Origin of the sequence: Macrococcus sp. 19Msa1099 (assembly GCA_019357535.2) — a bacterium.
GTDB lineage: Bacteria > Bacillota > Bacilli > Staphylococcales > Staphylococcaceae > Macrococcoides > Macrococcoides psychrotolerans.
Genome location: CP079955.1, coordinates 1,902,515 through 1,919,669, shown reverse-complemented (window position 1 = coordinate 1,919,669; position 17,155 = coordinate 1,902,515). Strand labels below are relative to the sequence as shown.

Here is a 17,155-nt window from a genome sequence, read left to right as displayed (position 1 = left end):
TACAACTTTGATACTAAATTCACAAACTATATATCCTTAAGGAAAGTTTGTGAATTTTTGAGGTGTAATTTATCCCGAAAATACCTTGTAATAAAACTGATATATATTAGAAATTTTCTTTCAAAAATAGCTTTTTTGGTATTTTTTCACAGTGTTATATAACAAATATTTTATTTTTGAGCTAAAATTTCACAAAGTTATTGTAATCGTTTTCAGCATGTGTTATTTTTAATCTAGTCAATTGGTCATAGGATGACTATACAAATTAATGAGGTGAATTAAATGAGTCAAAAAGCTACTAAAGTAAGATGGATGTTTGCACTGATGTTCTTTCTGATTGGAGTTATTGCATATATGGATAGAGCCAATATCTCATATATTGCGCAACCAATGATGGAAGATCTGAATATGAATAAGACACAGTTTGGTATGTTAGCTTCGGTATTTGCAGCAGGTTATGCATTAATGCAAGTGCCAGCAGGTATTATGGCGGAGAAGTTTGGCCCTAAGAAAATGTTAACATTTGCACTTGTTTGGTGGAGTGCATTCACAATTCTAACAGGGGTTGTCAAAAATCACGGATTATTATACACAATGCGTTTCTTATTTGGTGTAGGGGAAGGACCGATGTATCCTTCAAATGCAGTATTTAATACATATTGGTTTGCCAAAAGTGAAAAAGGTCGTGCATCAAGTGCATTGCTTGCAGGATCATACTTTGGTCCTGTTATTGCACCGTTTGTAACAATAGCTATTTATCAAGCTTTCGGTTGGGAAGCAGTATTCTTTATTTTCGGTGCGATTGGTATCATTATTGCTGCAATCTGGGCAATCATTGCTAAAGACTTACCGGAACATCATAAGATGGTTAACGAAGCAGAGAAAGCATACATCATGGAAAACCGTGATGTGGTTCAGACAGATAAGACATCTGCACCTTGGGGACTATTCTTCAAGCGCTTCAGTTTCTTTGCGATTGCTGGACAATACTTTGTAGTACAGTTTGTTATTACTTTATTCTTAATTTGGTTACCGACATATTTACAAGAGGAATACCATGTTGTATTAAAGGATATGAAGTTCTTAGCAGCAGCGCCGTGGTTAATGATGTTTATACTGATTATGGCGGGTGGCACAATTTCAGATGCAATTATCTCTAGAGGCTATTCACGTTTTAGAGCGCGTGCGTTGATTGCAATCTTTGGATTTATCGTATTTGCAGTTTCATTATTCTTATCTGTTCAGACAAATGACATGGTTATGAATTTAATCTACTTATCATTATGTCTTGGTGGTGTAGGTTTATCTATGGGTATGAGCTGGGCTTCTGCTACTGACCTTGGACGTAACTTCTCTGGAACTGTATCAGGATGGATGAACTTATGGGGTAACGTGGGTGCTTTCTTAAGTCCGATGCTTGGTGGATACCTTGTACAGCATTATGGTTGGGATACGACATTCTATTTGATGATTATTCCAGCTGTTGTAGCAATTGTATTATGGTTCTTTGTTAAGCCTGACCAACCATTAATAGTAGAAGAAAAATAAGAGTTAAAAAATAGCAGCTATCCTTGAATGGATAACTGCTATTTTATATCAATTTTCTTACCGTTACCTGATACATAATATTAATTGCAATCGCACATCCTGCTATAACACTTAATGCAAAATGTTGAGGGATACCTGTTGCATATCCGTAAATTGTTATTAACAACATTGCTGCAGGTAAGATGATATTTGTTAACTTAAATGCATTGTAGAGACCCGTAAATATTGTAATCATTTCTTCTTTGGTTAATGAGTCGATGAGTTTATCATCAAAGTCTGATTCGAAGTTTTCTGGAAGGTCGCGTTCTGGATAAAGTTTATTGATCATACTGTAACCATAATAGCGCATTACGATTGCGATCATAAGTGTTACGATACTGATAATCCCTAAATAGAAAGATGCATGGTTTAAACTGATTAACATAATTGAGCCAAGTGCAAAATAAAATGAAATGATTAAGAATATATTCATTTCTGAGAATTTCTTAAAGCTTGCACGATCCTGTTCGTAATGTTCAAGTGATGGGTCGTTATCAACTTTATAGGCAAGTTTGCTGAAGAGATAAGCTAGCAAAGCAGCAAATAATGCGCAAATGCATAAAAGTATAATAAAAGGGGTAGAAGTAAGTATGTCCATTAACAGTACTTTCCAGAGATCGATTGTGAATAAGATAAAAAAGACGATAACTGCTATGATGGTTGGTAATATGTATTTTTTTAGCATAATGCCCTCCTTTTTAATTAGTATACCCAAATAAATTCGAATAAGACATAATACTTTATTAATTAGAATTATTATAATATAATAATTAATATAAACAAGATAGAGGAGAGATTTATAATGGCAAAAAAATCAAATGATAACAAAGTAGTAACAGCTTTAAACCAGCAAGTAGCAAACTGGACGGTATTATATACTAAAATTCATAATTATCACTGGTATGTTAAAGGGCCTCACTTCTTTAGCTTACACGTAAAATTTGAAGAATTTTATAATGAAGCTAGTACATATATTGATGAACTAGCTGAACGTATTTTAGCAATTCAAGGACATCCAATTGCGACATTGAAAGAATCGCTTGAATTATCTGTAGTTAAAGAAGCGAAGAAAGATTTAACGGCTGAGGATATGGTTAAAGATTTATCGAGAGACTTCGATAAGATTATTAAACAATTAGAAGAAGGTAAAGCAGCAGCCGAAGAAGCAGATGATGAGATGACTGCAGATATGTTCCTAGGTATGATTAGTAACCTTGAGAAACATAATTGGATGCTTAAATCATTCTTGAAATAATAAATTTACTTGGTACGCTCCAAATAGTTTGGAGTGTATTTTTTTTTGTTTTTATATAGAATTGAAGAGTAGAGGTGAAGAGAATGGAAGATAAGATGAAGCAATGTATAAAGATTGCAAAGATGTACTATGAGGAAAACCTTGGTCAAAAAGAAATTGCGGATGAGCTGGATATATCAAGACCTACTGTATCAAGACAATTAAACCATGCCAGAGATATGGGGATTGTTGAAATCATCATTCATGATCCATACGAGAAGAGTGATGAATTAGCACATTTAATTCGGGAGAAATATGGTCTGAAGGAAGTGATCATTAAAGATGTAACAAATGATCGTAATGAAACAGTGATAAAGGCAATATCTGAATGTGCTGCGGAATATTTATCTCGAACTGTGAAGAATAATGATATTGTAGGTATCAGCTGGGGTAAGACAATGTTTCGCGTTGCTGAACTTATGAAACCATTGAATTTAAATGGTGTAGAAACGATTCAGCTTAAAGGTGGAGTCTCATATTCTGATGTGGTGACCCATTCGCATGAAACGTTGTCCTTATTTGCGCGTAGCTTTAATTCCATTCCGAGAGATTTACCGGTTCCAGTCATATTTGATAATAAGGAAGTAAAGAGACTTGTTAGTGCCGATCGTCATATTAAAAGTATATTGAAGATGGCGCCGAAATGTAATGTTGCGATTTATACAACAGGGACAGTTAGAGATGAGGCGTTACTTTTTAAGCTCGGTTTTTTCTCTGAAGATGAAGTGAAACGATTGAAAACGAGTGCTGTAGGCGATATTTGTTCGAGATTCTATACGAAAGATGGTAAAATAGCAGACAGATGGGTAGATGATCGTACGATGGGTGTTACGCTCGATACATTACGCAAAATACCAACGAGCATACTTGTTGCTGGAGGAAACCATAAAGTTGAAGCAATACGTGGTGCACTAAATGGAAATATTCCTAATGTGCTCATTACCGATAGTATTACAGCCAGGAAATTACTTTGATTTGAACATAAGTTCATTTATGATTTTTACTTTTGTTCAGTATCTGATATAATAGAAGTGAAATTAAAGGAGGATGAATCATGAACTTAGCAAAGTATATTGATCATACAGCATTAAAGCCTGAAACAACGAAGGCACAGATAGCTCAATTAGCACAGGAAGCACGCGAATATGAATTTATGAGTGTGTGTGTCAACCCTTCACACGTAAAGTATGCTAAATCTTTATTAGAAGGAACTGATGTTCTTGTGTGTACAGTTATCGGCTTCCCATTAGGTGCGAATACACCTGCTGTGAAAGCATTTGAAACGAAAGATGCGATTGCAAATGGTGCCGGTGAAGTTGATATGGTTATTAATATAGGTGCGCTTAAAGATAAGAACTATGACTTAGTAGCTGAAGATATTAAAGCAGTAGTTGATGCTGCAGGAGATGTTACGACAAAGGTGATCATCGAAACAGCGCTATTGACCGATGAAGAGAAAGTAAAAGCATGTGAAATTGCGCAAGCGCAAGGTGCAGATTTCGTGAAGACATCTACTGGATTTTCATCTGGTGGTGCAACGAAAGAAGATATCGCATTAATGCGAAAAACTGTGGGCCCTGATATGGGTGTTAAAGCTTCAGGTGGTGTGCGTTCTTATGAAGACGTTATGGCGATGGTTGAAGCGGGTGCAACACGTATCGGTGCAAGTGCAGGTGTACAAATTTTAAAAGGTGAAGAAGCTAAAGGGGATTATTAATTCCCTTTCCCTTATAAATTTATAGAAAGCGTTTACAAAAAGGAGGAAATTATAATGAGAATGGTAGACATTATTGCAAAGAAACGAGATGGACGTGCGCTTACGAAAGAAGAAATCGAGTTTTTCATCAAAGGTTATACGAATGGTGAAGTTCCAGATTATCAAGCATCAAGTTTAGCGATGGCGATTTTCTTCCAGGATATGAATGACGAAGAACGAGCAAACTTAACGATGGCAATGGTTGAAAGTGGCGACCAGATCGACTTATCAGCAATTGAAGGGATTAAAGTTGATAAACACTCAACAGGTGGTGTAGGTGATACGACAACTTTAGTACTTGGACCCTTAGTTGCAGCGCTTGATATTCCAGTTGCGAAGATGAGTGGTCGTGGACTGGGACATACAGGTGGTACGATTGATAAGCTGGAAGCAGTTGAAGGTTTCCATGTAGAAATTTCGGAAGATGATTTCATGAAACTTGTAAATGAAGACAAACTTGCGGTTATCGGACAGACAGGTAATTTAACACCTGCTGATAAGAAGCTTTATGCATTACGTGACGTTACAGGAACGGTAAATAGTATTCCACTTATTGCATCAAGTATTATGAGTAAGAAGATTGCAGCTGGTGCAGATGCGATTGTACTTGATGTTAAGACAGGTGCAGGCGCATTTATGAAAACAGATAAAGACGCAGAAATGTTAGCAACTGCGATGGTTAAGATCGGTAATAATGTTGGACGTAATACGATGGCGATTATTTCTGATATGAGTCAGCCGTTAGGATATGCGATTGGTAATGCGCTTGAAGTGAAAGAAGCAATTGAAACTTTACGTGGAGAAGGTCCTGAAGATTTAACAGAACTTGTTTTAACACTAGGTAGCCAGATGGTCGTGCTAGCAGGTAAAGCGAATACACTTGAAGATGCACGTGCACAGTTACAAGAAGTAATTAACAACGGTAAAGCGCTGAATAAATTTAAAACATTCCTTAAAAACCAAGGTGGAGATCCATCAGTAGTTGATGATGTAACGAAGTTGCCACAAGCGAAATATGTCATTGAAGTACCGGCGAAACGCACAGGTGTAGTAAGTAAAATCGTTGCTGATGAATTAGGCATTGCTTCTATGCTGCTTGGAGCAGGGCGTGCAACGAAAGAAGATACGATTGATCTTGCAGTAGGACTGATGTTACGCAAGAAAGTTGGAGACAAGGTTGAAGAAGGCGAATCACTTGTAACAATATATGCAAACCGTGATAATGTAGAGGATGTAATGAACAAAATTTATGACAATATTGAAATCTCTGACCACGCAGAAGCGCCAGTGTTAATTCATAAAGTCATAACTGAATAGGAGAGATATTATGACATTTAAAAGAGTGCATCTCATCGTAATGGATTCTGTAGGGATTGGCGAAGCGCCAGACGCAGAGAAGTTTGGTGATGCTGGCAGCCATACTTTAAAACATACGCTGGAAGGATATGAAGGCAAATTACCGAATTTAGAAAAGTTAGGATTAGGTAATATCGCACCACTTCCGGTCGTAAATAAAGTCGATAAACCAGAAGCATACTATACGAAATTATCGGAAGCATCTGTAGGAAAAGATACGATGACAGGTCATTGGGAGATCATGGGTCTGAATATCGATCAGCCATTCAAAGTATATCCGAATGGCTTCCCTAAAGAACTTGTTACAGCTATTGAAGAAATGACAGGACGCAAAGTCGTAGCTAATAAACCAGCATCAGGAACAGCAATTATTGATGAGTGGGGCGAACACCAAATGAAAACAGGTGACTTAATCGTCTATACTTCAGCTGACCCAGTACTGCAAATTGCTGCACACGAAGAGATTATCCCGCTTGAAGAACTCTATGAGATTTGTGAGAAAGTCCGTGAATATACGAAAGACCCGAAATATTTAATTGGGCGCATTATTGCACGCCCATATGTAGGTAAACCAGGGAATTTCACGAGAACATCAAATCGTCATGACTATGCATTAAAACCATTTGGACGTACAGTGATGAATGAACTTCAAGATGCAGGGCGTGATGTTATCGCAATCGGTAAAATCAATGACATCTATGATGGTGAAGGTGTAACGAAGTCCATCCGAACGAAAGATAATATGGATGGTATGGATAAATTATTAGAAGTTGTGAAGTCTGACTTTGATGGAATAAGCTTCCTGAACCTAGTGGACTTTGATGCATTGTATGGACATCGTCGTGATAAAGAAGGTTATATGAATGCAATTAAAGCATTTGATGATAGACTAGGGGAATTATTAGAAGCGTTAAGAGAAGATGATTTACTCATTATTACGGCAGACCATGGTAACGACCCTACAATGCCGGGAACAGATCATACAAGAGAATATGTACCGCTACTCATGTATAGTAAACAGTTTGATGGTGGTCGTGAATTAGAATCGCATACTACATTCGCTTCAATTGGTGCGACGATTGCTGATAACTTTGGTGTTGAATTGCCAGAGTTTGGTGAGAGTTATTTGGAAGAATTGAAGTAAGAATTAGAGGATGGAAGAGGAGTAGGTATCTCAGATACCTACTCCTTTTATTATTGAACAACTTGTCTTTCGATATAACTGATTGCTAGTGATAGTTTTTCTAGAAGTTGTTTATTGATATTTTTATATTCATTCAGATGCTTATAAGCTTGATTATTATATTTAGCATATAATTCAATTGCATCTTCAAGTCCATATAAGAGTATTAAATTTATACGTTCCTTCTCTGTAAACATATTATCATCTCCATTATTTATTGAGGGAAAATTAATTTAACGCAAAATAATATTTGTGTGACGGTGTAATTTATTGTATTTATGCATTACCTAAGCGAAATGGGGTATAAGAATAAAAAGTATAAAGGAGCTAATACATATGAAATATAAACAAACAATTGGTGCTGCTATCTTTGCTGCAGCAAGTGGTGCGCTCTATTATTTTTTAACGAAGAATCAAGGTGATACTATGGATAAGAAACAAAGTAAGAATGTTGAGCTAGTTAAACCTGGAGCTGTATCAGCTGATGTAGCAGATAAAGCGTTTATGATGCCTCATTTTATGATAAAGAATTTAGTGGCAACGCATAATGAACATGGTATTTCATTTAGATTAGATTATAAAATTGATCGAATATTATATGATTATTTAATGCATAATACTCCCCACTATCGCTTTAGATTTACGTTACCAAATGAGTTGAAGTTTTTATTTGAAGGTAATGGAACAGAGAAGGTTTTAGGAGAACTTGTATACGGTACTGGTGAGAAGACGCACTATAGTGTTACTTTTAATTTTAAGAAGCATGATGATGTGTCGCTTGATAAGATAGAGAAGATTAATGAAGCAACTGGTCCATATCACTTGGATATTGTAGATGAACAGCTTAATGTTTTAAATGAATATGATGATGTATATGCAGCTACAAATTTAATAAGATTTTAAAAATAAGTGGCACACATGAAGTTTCATGTGTGCCACTTATTGATATATCAATTAATTATGCTTGTGGTTCTTTTCCAGGCTGATAAATTACATGCCATCTGTCTTTTTTAGATAGCATTTCCTGTGCGATTGCTTTTGCACCTTCTAAAGAATGACTCGCTGCCCAGCCACATTGCACTTCATTACAAGCAGGGACTTCATCAGCTGCTAATACATCATTCAAAGTGTTTTCTAATATTGCTAACACATCTTCATGGTTATCGTGATTGATAAGTGAAACGTAGAAGCCAGTCTGACATCCCATGGGAGAGATGTCTACTACTTTATCTGTATGATTACGGATGTTTTCAGCCATTAAATGTTCTAATGAATGAAGTGCAGGCATCTCCATGTGTTCTTTATTTGGTTGTTTGAAACGAATATCATATTTATGAATTACATCACCATTGATACCTTCTTTGATACCCGCTAATCGTACGAATGGTGCATCGACGATCGTGTGGTCTAAGTTGAAACTTTCAACGTTCATTTTTTTAGTCATAAGCGTCACTCCTAATTTAATTGTTTAAATGCTTGTTCTAAGTCTGCAATTAAGTCTTCACTATCCTCAATACCCACAGAGATTCGAACTAAACCGTCTGTAATACCAAGTTCAAGGCGACGTTCTCTAGGGATCGAAGCATGAGTCATCTGGCTCGGGACAGAAATTAAACTTTCTACTGCACCCAAAGATTCTGCTAAAGTGAAATATTTCGTTGCTTTTACTAAGTTTTCGGCATTTTCTTTAGATCCTACATCAAATGATACCATTCCACCGTAACCTTTGCTTTGTGATTCGTGAATTTTCTTATCTTGTTCATCAAGCAAGACAGGATGGAAGATATTTGTTACGGCACTTTGTTTTTGGAGGAATTCGATGATTTTTAATGTTGAGTGTTCTGTTTGTTCCATTCGAATTGCAAGTGTCTTAATACCGCGCACAAGTAAGAAACTATCTTGAGGTCCAAGTATACCACCTACGGAATTCTGTATAAAGCCAACTGATTCAGAAAGCTCAGGTGTGCGTGTTACAACCAGTCCGGCTACAACATCGCTATGTCCGCCGATATATTTCGTTGCTGAATGAAGTACAATATCTGCACCAAGTTCAAGTGGATTCTGGAAGTAAGGTGTCATAAATGTATTGTCTACAACAGAAATTAAGTTATGTGCTTTAGAGATTTCAACCATTTTGCGAATATCCGTTACATTAAGTAATGGATTGGTAGGAGTTTCGATATAAAGCATCTTAGTATTCTCATTGATTGCCGCTTCAACTGCTTCGATATCGGTTGTGTCAACGAATGTTGATTTAATACCGATGCGTTCGAAGACTTTTGTGAAGACGCGATAAGTTCCGCCGTATACATCGCTACCAACAACGATATGATCGCCAGCATTGAGTAACATGATTACAGAAGATATTGCAGCCATACCTGAACCAAATGCAAAGCCAGCATCACCTGATTCCAAGTCACTGATTAATGATTCTAATGCTGTACGTGTTGGATTCGCTGAACGAGAATATTCATAGCCTTGACGCATATTCCCGATGCCATCTTGTTTGTAGGTACTTGTTTGGTAAATTGGAGGGTTTACAGCTCCAGTGTATTCATCTATTGTATTTCCACCATGAATCATCATTGTTTTCTTTTGCATAATCTATTCTCCTTTAATATCAAATATTTGTTGTGATAAGTATCGCTCAGCTGCATCAGGGAATATTACGACGATATTGCTATCAGTCATATTTTCTTGGGTTTTAAGTGCGGCATGTAGCGCGGCTCCGCTTGAAGAACCGACAAGAAGACCTTCTTTTTGGGCAAGTTCTGAGACACGTGTAAAGGCATCGATATCAGAAATTGTTTCAACGGCATCGATTAAATCTTTATCTAAGAACACGGGCCATTTTTCAACGCCGATGCCTTCTGTGCGGTGACTACCAGATTCTCCACCATTTAATATCGAACCTTCAGGCTCTACGATAACGCGATGACTTTCTTTGAAGTGCTTTGCAAGACCTGTAAATGTTCCTCCACTGCCTGCACCAGCAACGATTGCATCAACCTTCCCAGCATCTCTTTTTATCTCCTTTGCCAGTTTATCGTAGCTTGAAGGATTATCTGCTGATTCAAATTGATTTGTATAGAATGCACCGGTTTCTTGAGCGAATTTCAGCGCTTCTTCGCGTGCGAAGAGCATTCCTTTTTCTGTAGGGGTATTTACGATTTCAGCCCCTAATGCATGCATGATGCTTTGTTTTTCGATGCTGAATTTCTCGGGAACATAGACATGTAGCTTTAATCCATACTGTTGACAGATGAGTGCAAGACCAATTCCTGTATTACCAGCTGTAGCTTCAACAACTGTACCGTTTTGAATATCACCACGAAGTAAAGCCTGTTCTAAAATGTTGACACCCAGTCTGTCTTTTACAGAGCCGCCCAGATTATAGAACTCAAGTTTTGCAAATAGACGGTTTCCTTTATTCAGTGGAAAATGCTTAAGTTCCACTAGCGGTGTATTACCGATTAAATCAGCAGGAGTTTTTACTTTTTTTTTAGTTAATATTTGAAGATGAGCGAAACGATTCATCTGAGTGGATTGATAATCAAATCCCAAGTCGTTGGCAATCTCTTCCATTGTCTCCTTTAATGGATAATATTCTCTTTCCAGATCTTCGACAAGATTATGGTAACCTCGTGCGTCATAATGTGATTTAATCTGTTCTTTTTCATCTAAGGAATTGAACATTGTGTCCAATATAATGATGTTTCCATCTTCGGAGAGAAGCGGCTTATAAAGGGCAATCGCTTCTTTCTTTTCTTTATCTGTAAGGTGGTGAAAAGCAAAAGAAGAAATAAATGTATCTGTTTCTCTAGCATTGAAGTTCAGGAAATCGCCACGTTCGAACGTAATACCTGTCTTAGCCTCACCTAACTTTGTCATATCAATACTTGGTTCTACAGCCTGTACGTCCAATCCGCGCTGTAATAACATGTTTGTTAAATTCCCAGTTCCAGGACCAAATTCTGTTACGCGTTTTCCTGCGTGTTTTGTTGCTTCTTCTATCATAAAATCATAGTTTGAGAATACATCTTTATATTCGGGATTTTGTCCTGTTACAGCATCATCATAATCTGATGCCCATGCTTTAAAGATGTCCATAAAAGGTAAACTCATCGATACACTCCTAATATTATTATTCTTATCAGATAACTCGGGATTAATAATATCATGAATTTATTATTTACTCAATATAATAGTTTGTGAATTTGTGTGCAAAGAAGTATAATATTTTAAAATGTATCTAAAGAAGGAGGGGAAAGGATGAAACAAGTGATGATAGTACCTTACGATAGTATATGGCAGCACCTTTATATAGGCGAAAAGAAAAGAGTGCTTCAGAAGTTAAAAAATATTAGTGCGATTCATCATATTGGGTCTACTGCGGTACCAGGTATGGACGCACGTGCGACGATAGATATTGCTGTAGAGGTGAAGCATGATATTGAAGCACTAGAGTTAGCTGAACTTGGATATCATTTAATCTGTAAAGAAGTATGTTATAAAGTATATGCTACAAAGGATCATCAATTTCATCTTTTTGTGTATAAAGAGGCAGATGAAGAATTATTGAAACGCATTAAGTTAAGAGATTATTTTCGAACATTTTCAAGTGAGAGAGATCGTTATAGTGCGTTCAAATGGGAACTTGCAAGAATTTATCCTTTTGATTTCTCTTCGTATAAAAAGGCGCGGGACATCTTCTTGACTGTAATTGAAGTTAAAGCGATGAACTGGAACGGATCGAACGAAGTACAGATATTCGGATAATATCTGAAAAATAAGTTATCTTATTGACAATCATGCTTTAAAGCTCTAATATAATTGATAACAATTAAACACTTATCGAGACGGACGGAGGGACAGGCCCGCTGATGTCCAGCAACCTGCAATATGTAAGGTGCTAATTCCTGCAGCTTATGCTGACAGATAAGACGTATAGACATCCTTATCTGAGGGTGTCTTTTTTATTAAGTGGACTTAATTGAATTTAATTAAGGGGTAATGACGATGAATGAACAAAATGTACTTAACTATATTGAATATAATAAAGAGGAATTTATTAAAATAAGCCACCAGATTCACGAACGCCCGGAACTTGGAAACGAAGAGTATTTTGCGTCTAGTTTACTCATCAAGACTTTATATAACGAAGGATTTACAATTGAGCGTGATATCGCAGGCCACGAGACAGGATTCATTGCGACATTTGAAAGTGAACATGAAGGACCGACGATTGCATTCTTAGCGGAATACGATGCTCTGCCTGGACTTGGTCATGCATGCGGACATAATATTATCGGAACATCAAGTGTGCTTGCAGGCGTGAGCATTAAAGAATATGTTGGAACGCACGGCGGTACGATTAAAGTATTTGGTACACCAGCTGAAGAGGGTGGTGTGAATGGTAGTGCAAAGGCGTCGTATGTTAAAGCTGGATTATTCTCTGAGTGCGATGTTGCTTTGATGATACATCCAGGACACGAGTCATATCGTACGGTGCCTACACTTGCTGTAGATGTATTTGAAGTCGAGTTCTTCGGTAAGACCGCACATGCTTCTGAGAATGCTCATAATGGGATTAACGCACTGGACGCAATGATCAGTTTCTTTAACGGGATTGCGCAGCTTCGTCAGCATATTCGAAAATCTGATAAAGTACATGGTGTAATATTGGATGGCGGCAAGAGCGCGAATATTATCCCGGATTACACGAAGGCAAGATTCTACACGCGCGCAATGAGTCGCAAGGAACTAGATGTGTTAACCGGCAAAGTTGAACGTGTTGCTGAAGGTGCTGCACTTACTGCGGGTGCAGAGTATAAGCTGAATCACATTCAAAATGGAGTAAATGAATTTATTCGAAATGATTTGTTAGATGATCTATTTGAACGTCATGCTAAAAAGCACAATGAGGTAATATTACATGATGATTTTGGTTTTGGATCAACAGATACAGGGAATGTGAGTCATGTTATCCCAACAATTCATCCGCATATAAAAATTGGGCCTTCAAGCCTAGTAGGGCATACTGTTGAATTTAAAGATGCTGCTGGTAGTGCACATGGAGATCATGCACTGATTCAAGGTGCTAAAATAATGGCGACGATGGCATTAGAACTCATTGATAATCCGGATGAATTAAAAGCGATAAAAAATTTACATACAGTGTTGAAGGGAAAAGTCTATGACCACCAATAAATTAAATATTTCACTCACGATGCGTGATCTGTATGGTGATAATGTGCTTTACACATCACGACCAAGCTATGGTTTTAATCCGTGGCTACAGCCTGAAGAACATCAGTCGAATTTATTAAGTGCCAGAGAATTAATCATTGCAGAGATGCCTGTTATTGTTCATAAAGCAACGGTAACTGAGAAGACATGTGAATTATTTGGCGCAGCGGGAGTAGCGATGCCCAAAACATATATCACGTATGAAACACGTGAAGAGTATGAAAAGGCTTTAAAAGAATATGCCGAGACAGGAAAGATATTCTTCCAATATGCGCACGAGACTGATATTGTGGACAATGATGATTATGTTGTACCACGAGACATATTTTTAGATTTAAACAACAAATCACTCATCCATAAATGGACGGGTGGAGAGTATCTTCCAAAACGCGAAATTGTAAAAATTGATGATTTCCAAACACGTGTACGTGAATGGACGCTTCCTTTTGTTGTTAAGCCGGGTGACGAACATCCGACAGCAGGTGGATATGGTGTGATGCTATGTTATACAGAAGATGATGTGGAAAGTTCGATAAAACGCGTGCAGGCGGCAAGTGGTACCGAGCAGTTGATTATCGAACAATTTGTTGAACCTATTAAAAATTACTGCGTACAATATGCGTATAGCGAAGAGAAGGGCATCACATTTTTGGGTGCATCGCTTCAGATGGTAGAAAAATACGGTAAATACAGAGGTAATACAACAGATAGGAATGTACCTGAATCTGTAATTGAAGCCGGTAGAAAGATTATGAAGAATGGTGTCGATGCGGGCTATAAAGGGATTGCAGGATTTGATATATTAGTAGATAAAGATGATAATCTGTTTGCAATTGATTTAAACTTCAGACAAAATGGATCAAGTTCATTATTGTTACTGGATGATGTACTAAAAGGGGACTGTAAAAAGTTCCTTGCCTATTACTCTGATGGTGATAATGCAGCATTCTATGAAACAATTTTAAACGAAGTAAAGAGTGGTAACTTATTCCCATTAGCATATTATGATGGAGATTATAGAGATAAAAATGCTTTCCCGTCACGCTTTATTTGTATATGGTATGGTGATGACGAAGCATTCATCGATCAAAAAGCAAAACAATTTGAACAACGTTTAAAAGGTGAAGTTCATGAAGACTAGAAAAAGTAGTATATTTGCAGCATCGGTAATTAGTGCGACATTGCTGCCGATGCTTGTAAGTTTAATAAAGGTGCTTAAAAAATAACGTAAAGGCTAAGCCTTTACGTTATTTTTCATCCATCAACCTAAGTGTGCCCACAGCACCTGAATATTCTCCGTTTTCGATAAAGTAAGGTTTGAAGTTACGTAATTTAGTATAATTTACGACGATATCCTGCAATAATTTGTTGTCCAGAAAACTAGAACCGATGTAAACAACATATTCTGCTCCAAATTCTCTAGCTGCATGGATAGATACTGTCGTCACTGTTTCTCCAACGATTCCGAGGACAGAAGCAATCTTATCTGCATCTGTAAAGCTTTCGGTGTCTTTGTTGTGAAGTACGTTCCCGAAGTTAGCGGCTGTAAGATCGCCTGGAATGGGTGTTTTATCACCTTTATAAATATGTTTTACTTTAAGATCGATAATATCGCGATTACCAGCTCTAGCTGTTGTAACGATATCTGCAAAATCTTCTTTCCCAGTCAGTAAGTATGAGAGTCCCATCATCATACCTCCACCTGCACCTGTTCCGCCTGCACGAATTTGTTTATTCTCATCAACAAAGTGGATGGAAGTTCCTGTGCCTACATTGCTGAATACAAATTTATCGAGATACATATTATTTTCATCTAAAAAGGATTGAATCCCTTTAAATGTCGCATCAAACTCAATTGATTGAAATGCATCATGTGAAATAAGACTATTTAAATAAGTGGCTTTTCCGCCTGTTAGAGCTACTTGTGCATCTGGCATAGTGTTAAGCCATGCTGCAACGCGTTCAATGTCTGTAGATTGTTCTTTTTTATATGTAAATGTATCGTTTTCAAGGATAGCAATTTTGATTAAGGTACCACCTGCATCGATTCCTATTTTCATCATAAACCTCACATTTTTTATTTTATCTTATCATATAAGGTGATGCTTAGCAGTCAAAAAATAAACTTTCATGTTCTAATATTTAAAAAATGGGTAAAATATATTTAACAAAATAAATTGCAATGTACGGAGGCAAAGAGATAATGGAATTCTTAGGTTCTAAAATTAAAATTGTACAGTATAAAGAAGACTATCGTGAGGCATTAGACCAGTTCGAATTAACAGAGCGTCAAATGATTTATTCTTCTTTACCGAAAGAGGTATTAGATGAAGGGTTGATGGATCCGGATCGTAGACCGTGTGTTGTGCTTAATCGTGACGAAGAGGTTGTAGGGTTCTTTGTGTTGCATCAGCATTATCAACATGAAGGATATGATACGCCGATTAATGCAGTATATGTCCGTAGCTTATCAATCAACAATAAGTTGCAAGGTCATGGCTATGGCACTGAAATTATGATGAATATTCCTGAATTTGTACAAAGTGTATTTCCGGATTTCGATCAACTCTTCCTAGTAGTTGATGCAGAGAATCAGGCTGCATGGAATCTATATGAACGTGCCGGTTTTCTTCATTTAGCGACGAATCCTGAAGGGCCAATCGGAAAAGAGCGTCTCTATTATCTAGATTTAGGTGCCGATTATGTTTCGAAGCTACGACTCATTAAAGACGAAGAGGTTATTCGCCTTGAAAGAGATGGTCAGTTTGTTGGAGAAATTGAATATACAATTGAAGATACTACAGCTCACCTCGTATCGTTTAATATACAGCAAGATGTAGACGTTATTAAACAAAATGTATTGAGACAAATCGCTACTTTCCTTCGTCGTAATTTTGAAGCAGTAGATAAAATTGAGATCGATGTGTCAGGTGATGATGCCGCGCTTTATTTAAGTAATAACTTTGTAGCGATGGATACAGCAAATACACAAGTATTAACGAAGTTAATTAAATATTAATAGAGAAATTTTGAATAATTATTGCGCTTTTTGGAAGTAATTTGTTATGATGTAGTATAAACACTTTAGAGTTCTGAAAGGACGAATATAATGAAAATCTCTGAATATACTAAAGAAATGATGGACGAAAATTCTTTTATCGACTTAGCTTACATGGCTTTAAGCGAAAAAGGTAAAGAAGTAAACTTATACGAATTAATCGATGAGTTTAAAGCCATCGGGAATTATTCTGATGAAGCAGTAGAAACGCGTGTCGTACAATTCTATACAGACTTAAACACAGATGGTAGATTCTTATCTACTGGTGAATATATGTGGGGTCTGCGTGACTGGTATTCAGTGGACGATATTGAAGAAAAGATTGCACCAACTGTTCAGAAGTTTGATATTTTAGATGAAGAAGACGAAGATTCACCGAAGATCGCCTTATTAGGTGAGGATGAAGTGGAAGATGAACTTGATCTATTACCGACTGATGGTGACGAGGAAAATGTTGACACTGAAGATGAAGAAGTGGAAGATGAATTAGATGAGGCAGGTCTTGTTGTTGAACCGGATGAAGAATTCGAAGAAGAAGAAGACGAATTTGAAGACGAGGAAGAATAATCATAGTTGACAATCTTCTTAAAAATGATTATTATTTTACTTGGGCTCCTTAATTTAAGGACGAACGTATAAACTATACGCTCCCAATGTACTTACTGTGCATGG

At 37.0% G+C, this 17,155-nt stretch carries 18 protein-coding genes, 1 pseudogene and 1 riboswitch; of the genes and pseudogenes, 12 read left to right on the top strand and 7 right to left on the bottom strand.

What is annotated here, in order from left to right:
- Window positions 1-282 precede the first annotated feature (282 nt).
- The gene (locus KYI10_10255) at window positions 283-1,548 is read left to right on the top strand and encodes an MFS transporter (GenBank protein QYA32701.1); all 1,266 of its coding nucleotides are present in this window, start codon (window positions 283-285) and stop codon (window positions 1,546-1,548) included.
- Between the two features lie 43 nt (window positions 1,549-1,591).
- Here the strand turns inward: KYI10_10255 and KYI10_10250 are convergent, their stop codons facing one another.
- Entirely contained in the window at window positions 1,592-2,272 is a 681-nt protein-coding gene (locus tag KYI10_10250) for a hypothetical protein (protein ID QYA32700.1), read from the bottom strand.
- 117 nt (window positions 2,273-2,389) lie between these two features.
- On the opposite strand from KYI10_10250, the gene KYI10_10245 reads away from it, so the two are divergent.
- From KYI10_10245 to deoB, 5 genes are all read left to right on the top strand, one after another.
- Window positions 2,390-2,842: a Dps family protein gene (locus KYI10_10245; protein ID QYA32699.1), complete on the top strand. Its 453-nt coding sequence runs from the start codon at window positions 2,390-2,392 to the stop codon at window positions 2,840-2,842.
- An 83-nt stretch (window positions 2,843-2,925) separates the two neighbouring features.
- Window positions 2,926-3,855 (top strand): sugar-binding transcriptional regulator, encoded by a 930-nt coding sequence (locus KYI10_10240; protein ID QYA32698.1) that lies wholly within the window; start codon window positions 2,926-2,928, stop codon window positions 3,853-3,855.
- Window positions 3,856-3,935: 80 nt separating this feature from the next.
- Window positions 3,936-4,598: a deoxyribose-phosphate aldolase gene (gene deoC, locus KYI10_10235; GenBank protein QYA32697.1), complete on the top strand. Its 663-nt coding sequence runs from the start codon at window positions 3,936-3,938 to the stop codon at window positions 4,596-4,598.
- A 54-nt stretch (window positions 4,599-4,652) separates the two neighbouring features.
- The gene (locus KYI10_10230) at window positions 4,653-5,954 is read left to right on the top strand and encodes a pyrimidine-nucleoside phosphorylase (protein ID QYA32696.1); all 1,302 of its coding nucleotides are present in this window, start codon (window positions 4,653-4,655) and stop codon (window positions 5,952-5,954) included.
- 10 nt (window positions 5,955-5,964) lie between these two features.
- Complete coding sequence (gene deoB / locus KYI10_10225) at window positions 5,965-7,137, top strand: phosphopentomutase (protein ID QYA32695.1); 1,173 nt, start codon at window positions 5,965-5,967, stop codon at window positions 7,135-7,137.
- Between the two features lie 50 nt (window positions 7,138-7,187).
- Here the strand turns inward: deoB and KYI10_10220 are convergent, their stop codons facing one another.
- Window positions 7,188-7,373, bottom strand: a complete 186-nt coding sequence (locus KYI10_10220; GenBank protein QYA32694.1) for a hypothetical protein — start codon at window positions 7,371-7,373, stop codon at window positions 7,188-7,190.
- A gap of 139 nt (window positions 7,374-7,512) precedes the next feature.
- Here KYI10_10220 and KYI10_10215 point away from each other — a divergent pair, with 139 nt between their 5' ends.
- The gene (locus KYI10_10215) at window positions 7,513-8,079 is read left to right on the top strand and encodes a hypothetical protein (protein QYA32693.1); all 567 of its coding nucleotides are present in this window, start codon (window positions 7,513-7,515) and stop codon (window positions 8,077-8,079) included.
- Window positions 8,080-8,134: 55 nt separating this feature from the next.
- Here KYI10_10215 and KYI10_10210 read toward each other — a convergent pair whose 3' ends face one another.
- From KYI10_10210 to KYI10_12670, 4 genes and pseudogenes are all read right to left on the bottom strand, one after another.
- Entirely contained in the window at window positions 8,135-8,620 is a 486-nt protein-coding gene (locus KYI10_10210; protein QYA32692.1) for an S-ribosylhomocysteine lyase, read from the bottom strand.
- Between the two features lie 11 nt (window positions 8,621-8,631).
- Window positions 8,632-9,777: a bifunctional cystathionine gamma-lyase/homocysteine desulfhydrase gene (locus KYI10_10205; GenBank protein QYA32691.1), complete on the bottom strand. Its 1,146-nt coding sequence runs from the start codon at window positions 9,775-9,777 to the stop codon at window positions 8,632-8,634.
- A 3-nt stretch (window positions 9,778-9,780) separates the two neighbouring features.
- Window positions 9,781-10,713, bottom strand: a complete 933-nt coding sequence (locus KYI10_12675) for a cysteine synthase family protein (protein XBW67574.1) — start codon at window positions 10,711-10,713, stop codon at window positions 9,781-9,783.
- A gap of 24 nt (window positions 10,714-10,737) precedes the next feature.
- Window positions 10,738-11,193, bottom strand: a pseudogene (locus KYI10_12670) (class I SAM-dependent methyltransferase).
- A 255-nt stretch (window positions 11,194-11,448) separates the two neighbouring features.
- On the opposite strand from KYI10_12670, the gene KYI10_10195 reads away from it, so the two are divergent.
- From KYI10_10195 to KYI10_10185, 3 genes are all read left to right on the top strand, one after another.
- Entirely contained in the window at window positions 11,449-11,955 is a 507-nt protein-coding gene (locus KYI10_10195) for a GrpB family protein (protein ID QYA32689.1), read from the top strand.
- 69 nt (window positions 11,956-12,024) lie between these two features.
- Window positions 12,025-12,121: riboswitch (SAM riboswitch) on the top strand.
- A 74-nt stretch (window positions 12,122-12,195) separates the two neighbouring features.
- Entirely contained in the window at window positions 12,196-13,386 is a 1,191-nt protein-coding gene (locus KYI10_10190) for a M20 family metallopeptidase (protein QYA32688.1), read from the top strand.
- Window positions 13,373-14,566 (top strand): ATP-grasp domain-containing protein, encoded by a 1,194-nt coding sequence (locus KYI10_10185; protein ID QYA32687.1) that lies wholly within the window; start codon window positions 13,373-13,375, stop codon window positions 14,564-14,566. Before KYI10_10190 ends, KYI10_10185 begins: the two co-directional genes overlap by 14 nt.
- A 106-nt stretch (window positions 14,567-14,672) precedes the next feature.
- Here KYI10_10185 and coaW read toward each other — a convergent pair whose 3' ends face one another.
- Complete coding sequence (coaW, locus tag KYI10_10180; protein ID QYA32686.1) at window positions 14,673-15,485, bottom strand: type II pantothenate kinase; 813 nt, start codon at window positions 15,483-15,485, stop codon at window positions 14,673-14,675.
- A 143-nt stretch (window positions 15,486-15,628) separates the two neighbouring features.
- On the opposite strand from coaW, the gene KYI10_10175 reads away from it, so the two are divergent.
- A complete protein-coding gene (locus KYI10_10175) occupies window positions 15,629-16,444 on the top strand; it encodes a GNAT family N-acetyltransferase (GenBank protein ID QYA32685.1) in 816 nt (271 codons plus the stop codon).
- Window positions 16,445-16,534: 90 nt separating this feature from the next.
- Complete coding sequence (gene rpoE / locus KYI10_10170; protein QYA32684.1) at window positions 16,535-17,050, top strand: DNA-directed RNA polymerase subunit delta; 516 nt, start codon at window positions 16,535-16,537, stop codon at window positions 17,048-17,050.
- Window positions 17,051-17,155 lie beyond the last annotated feature (105 nt).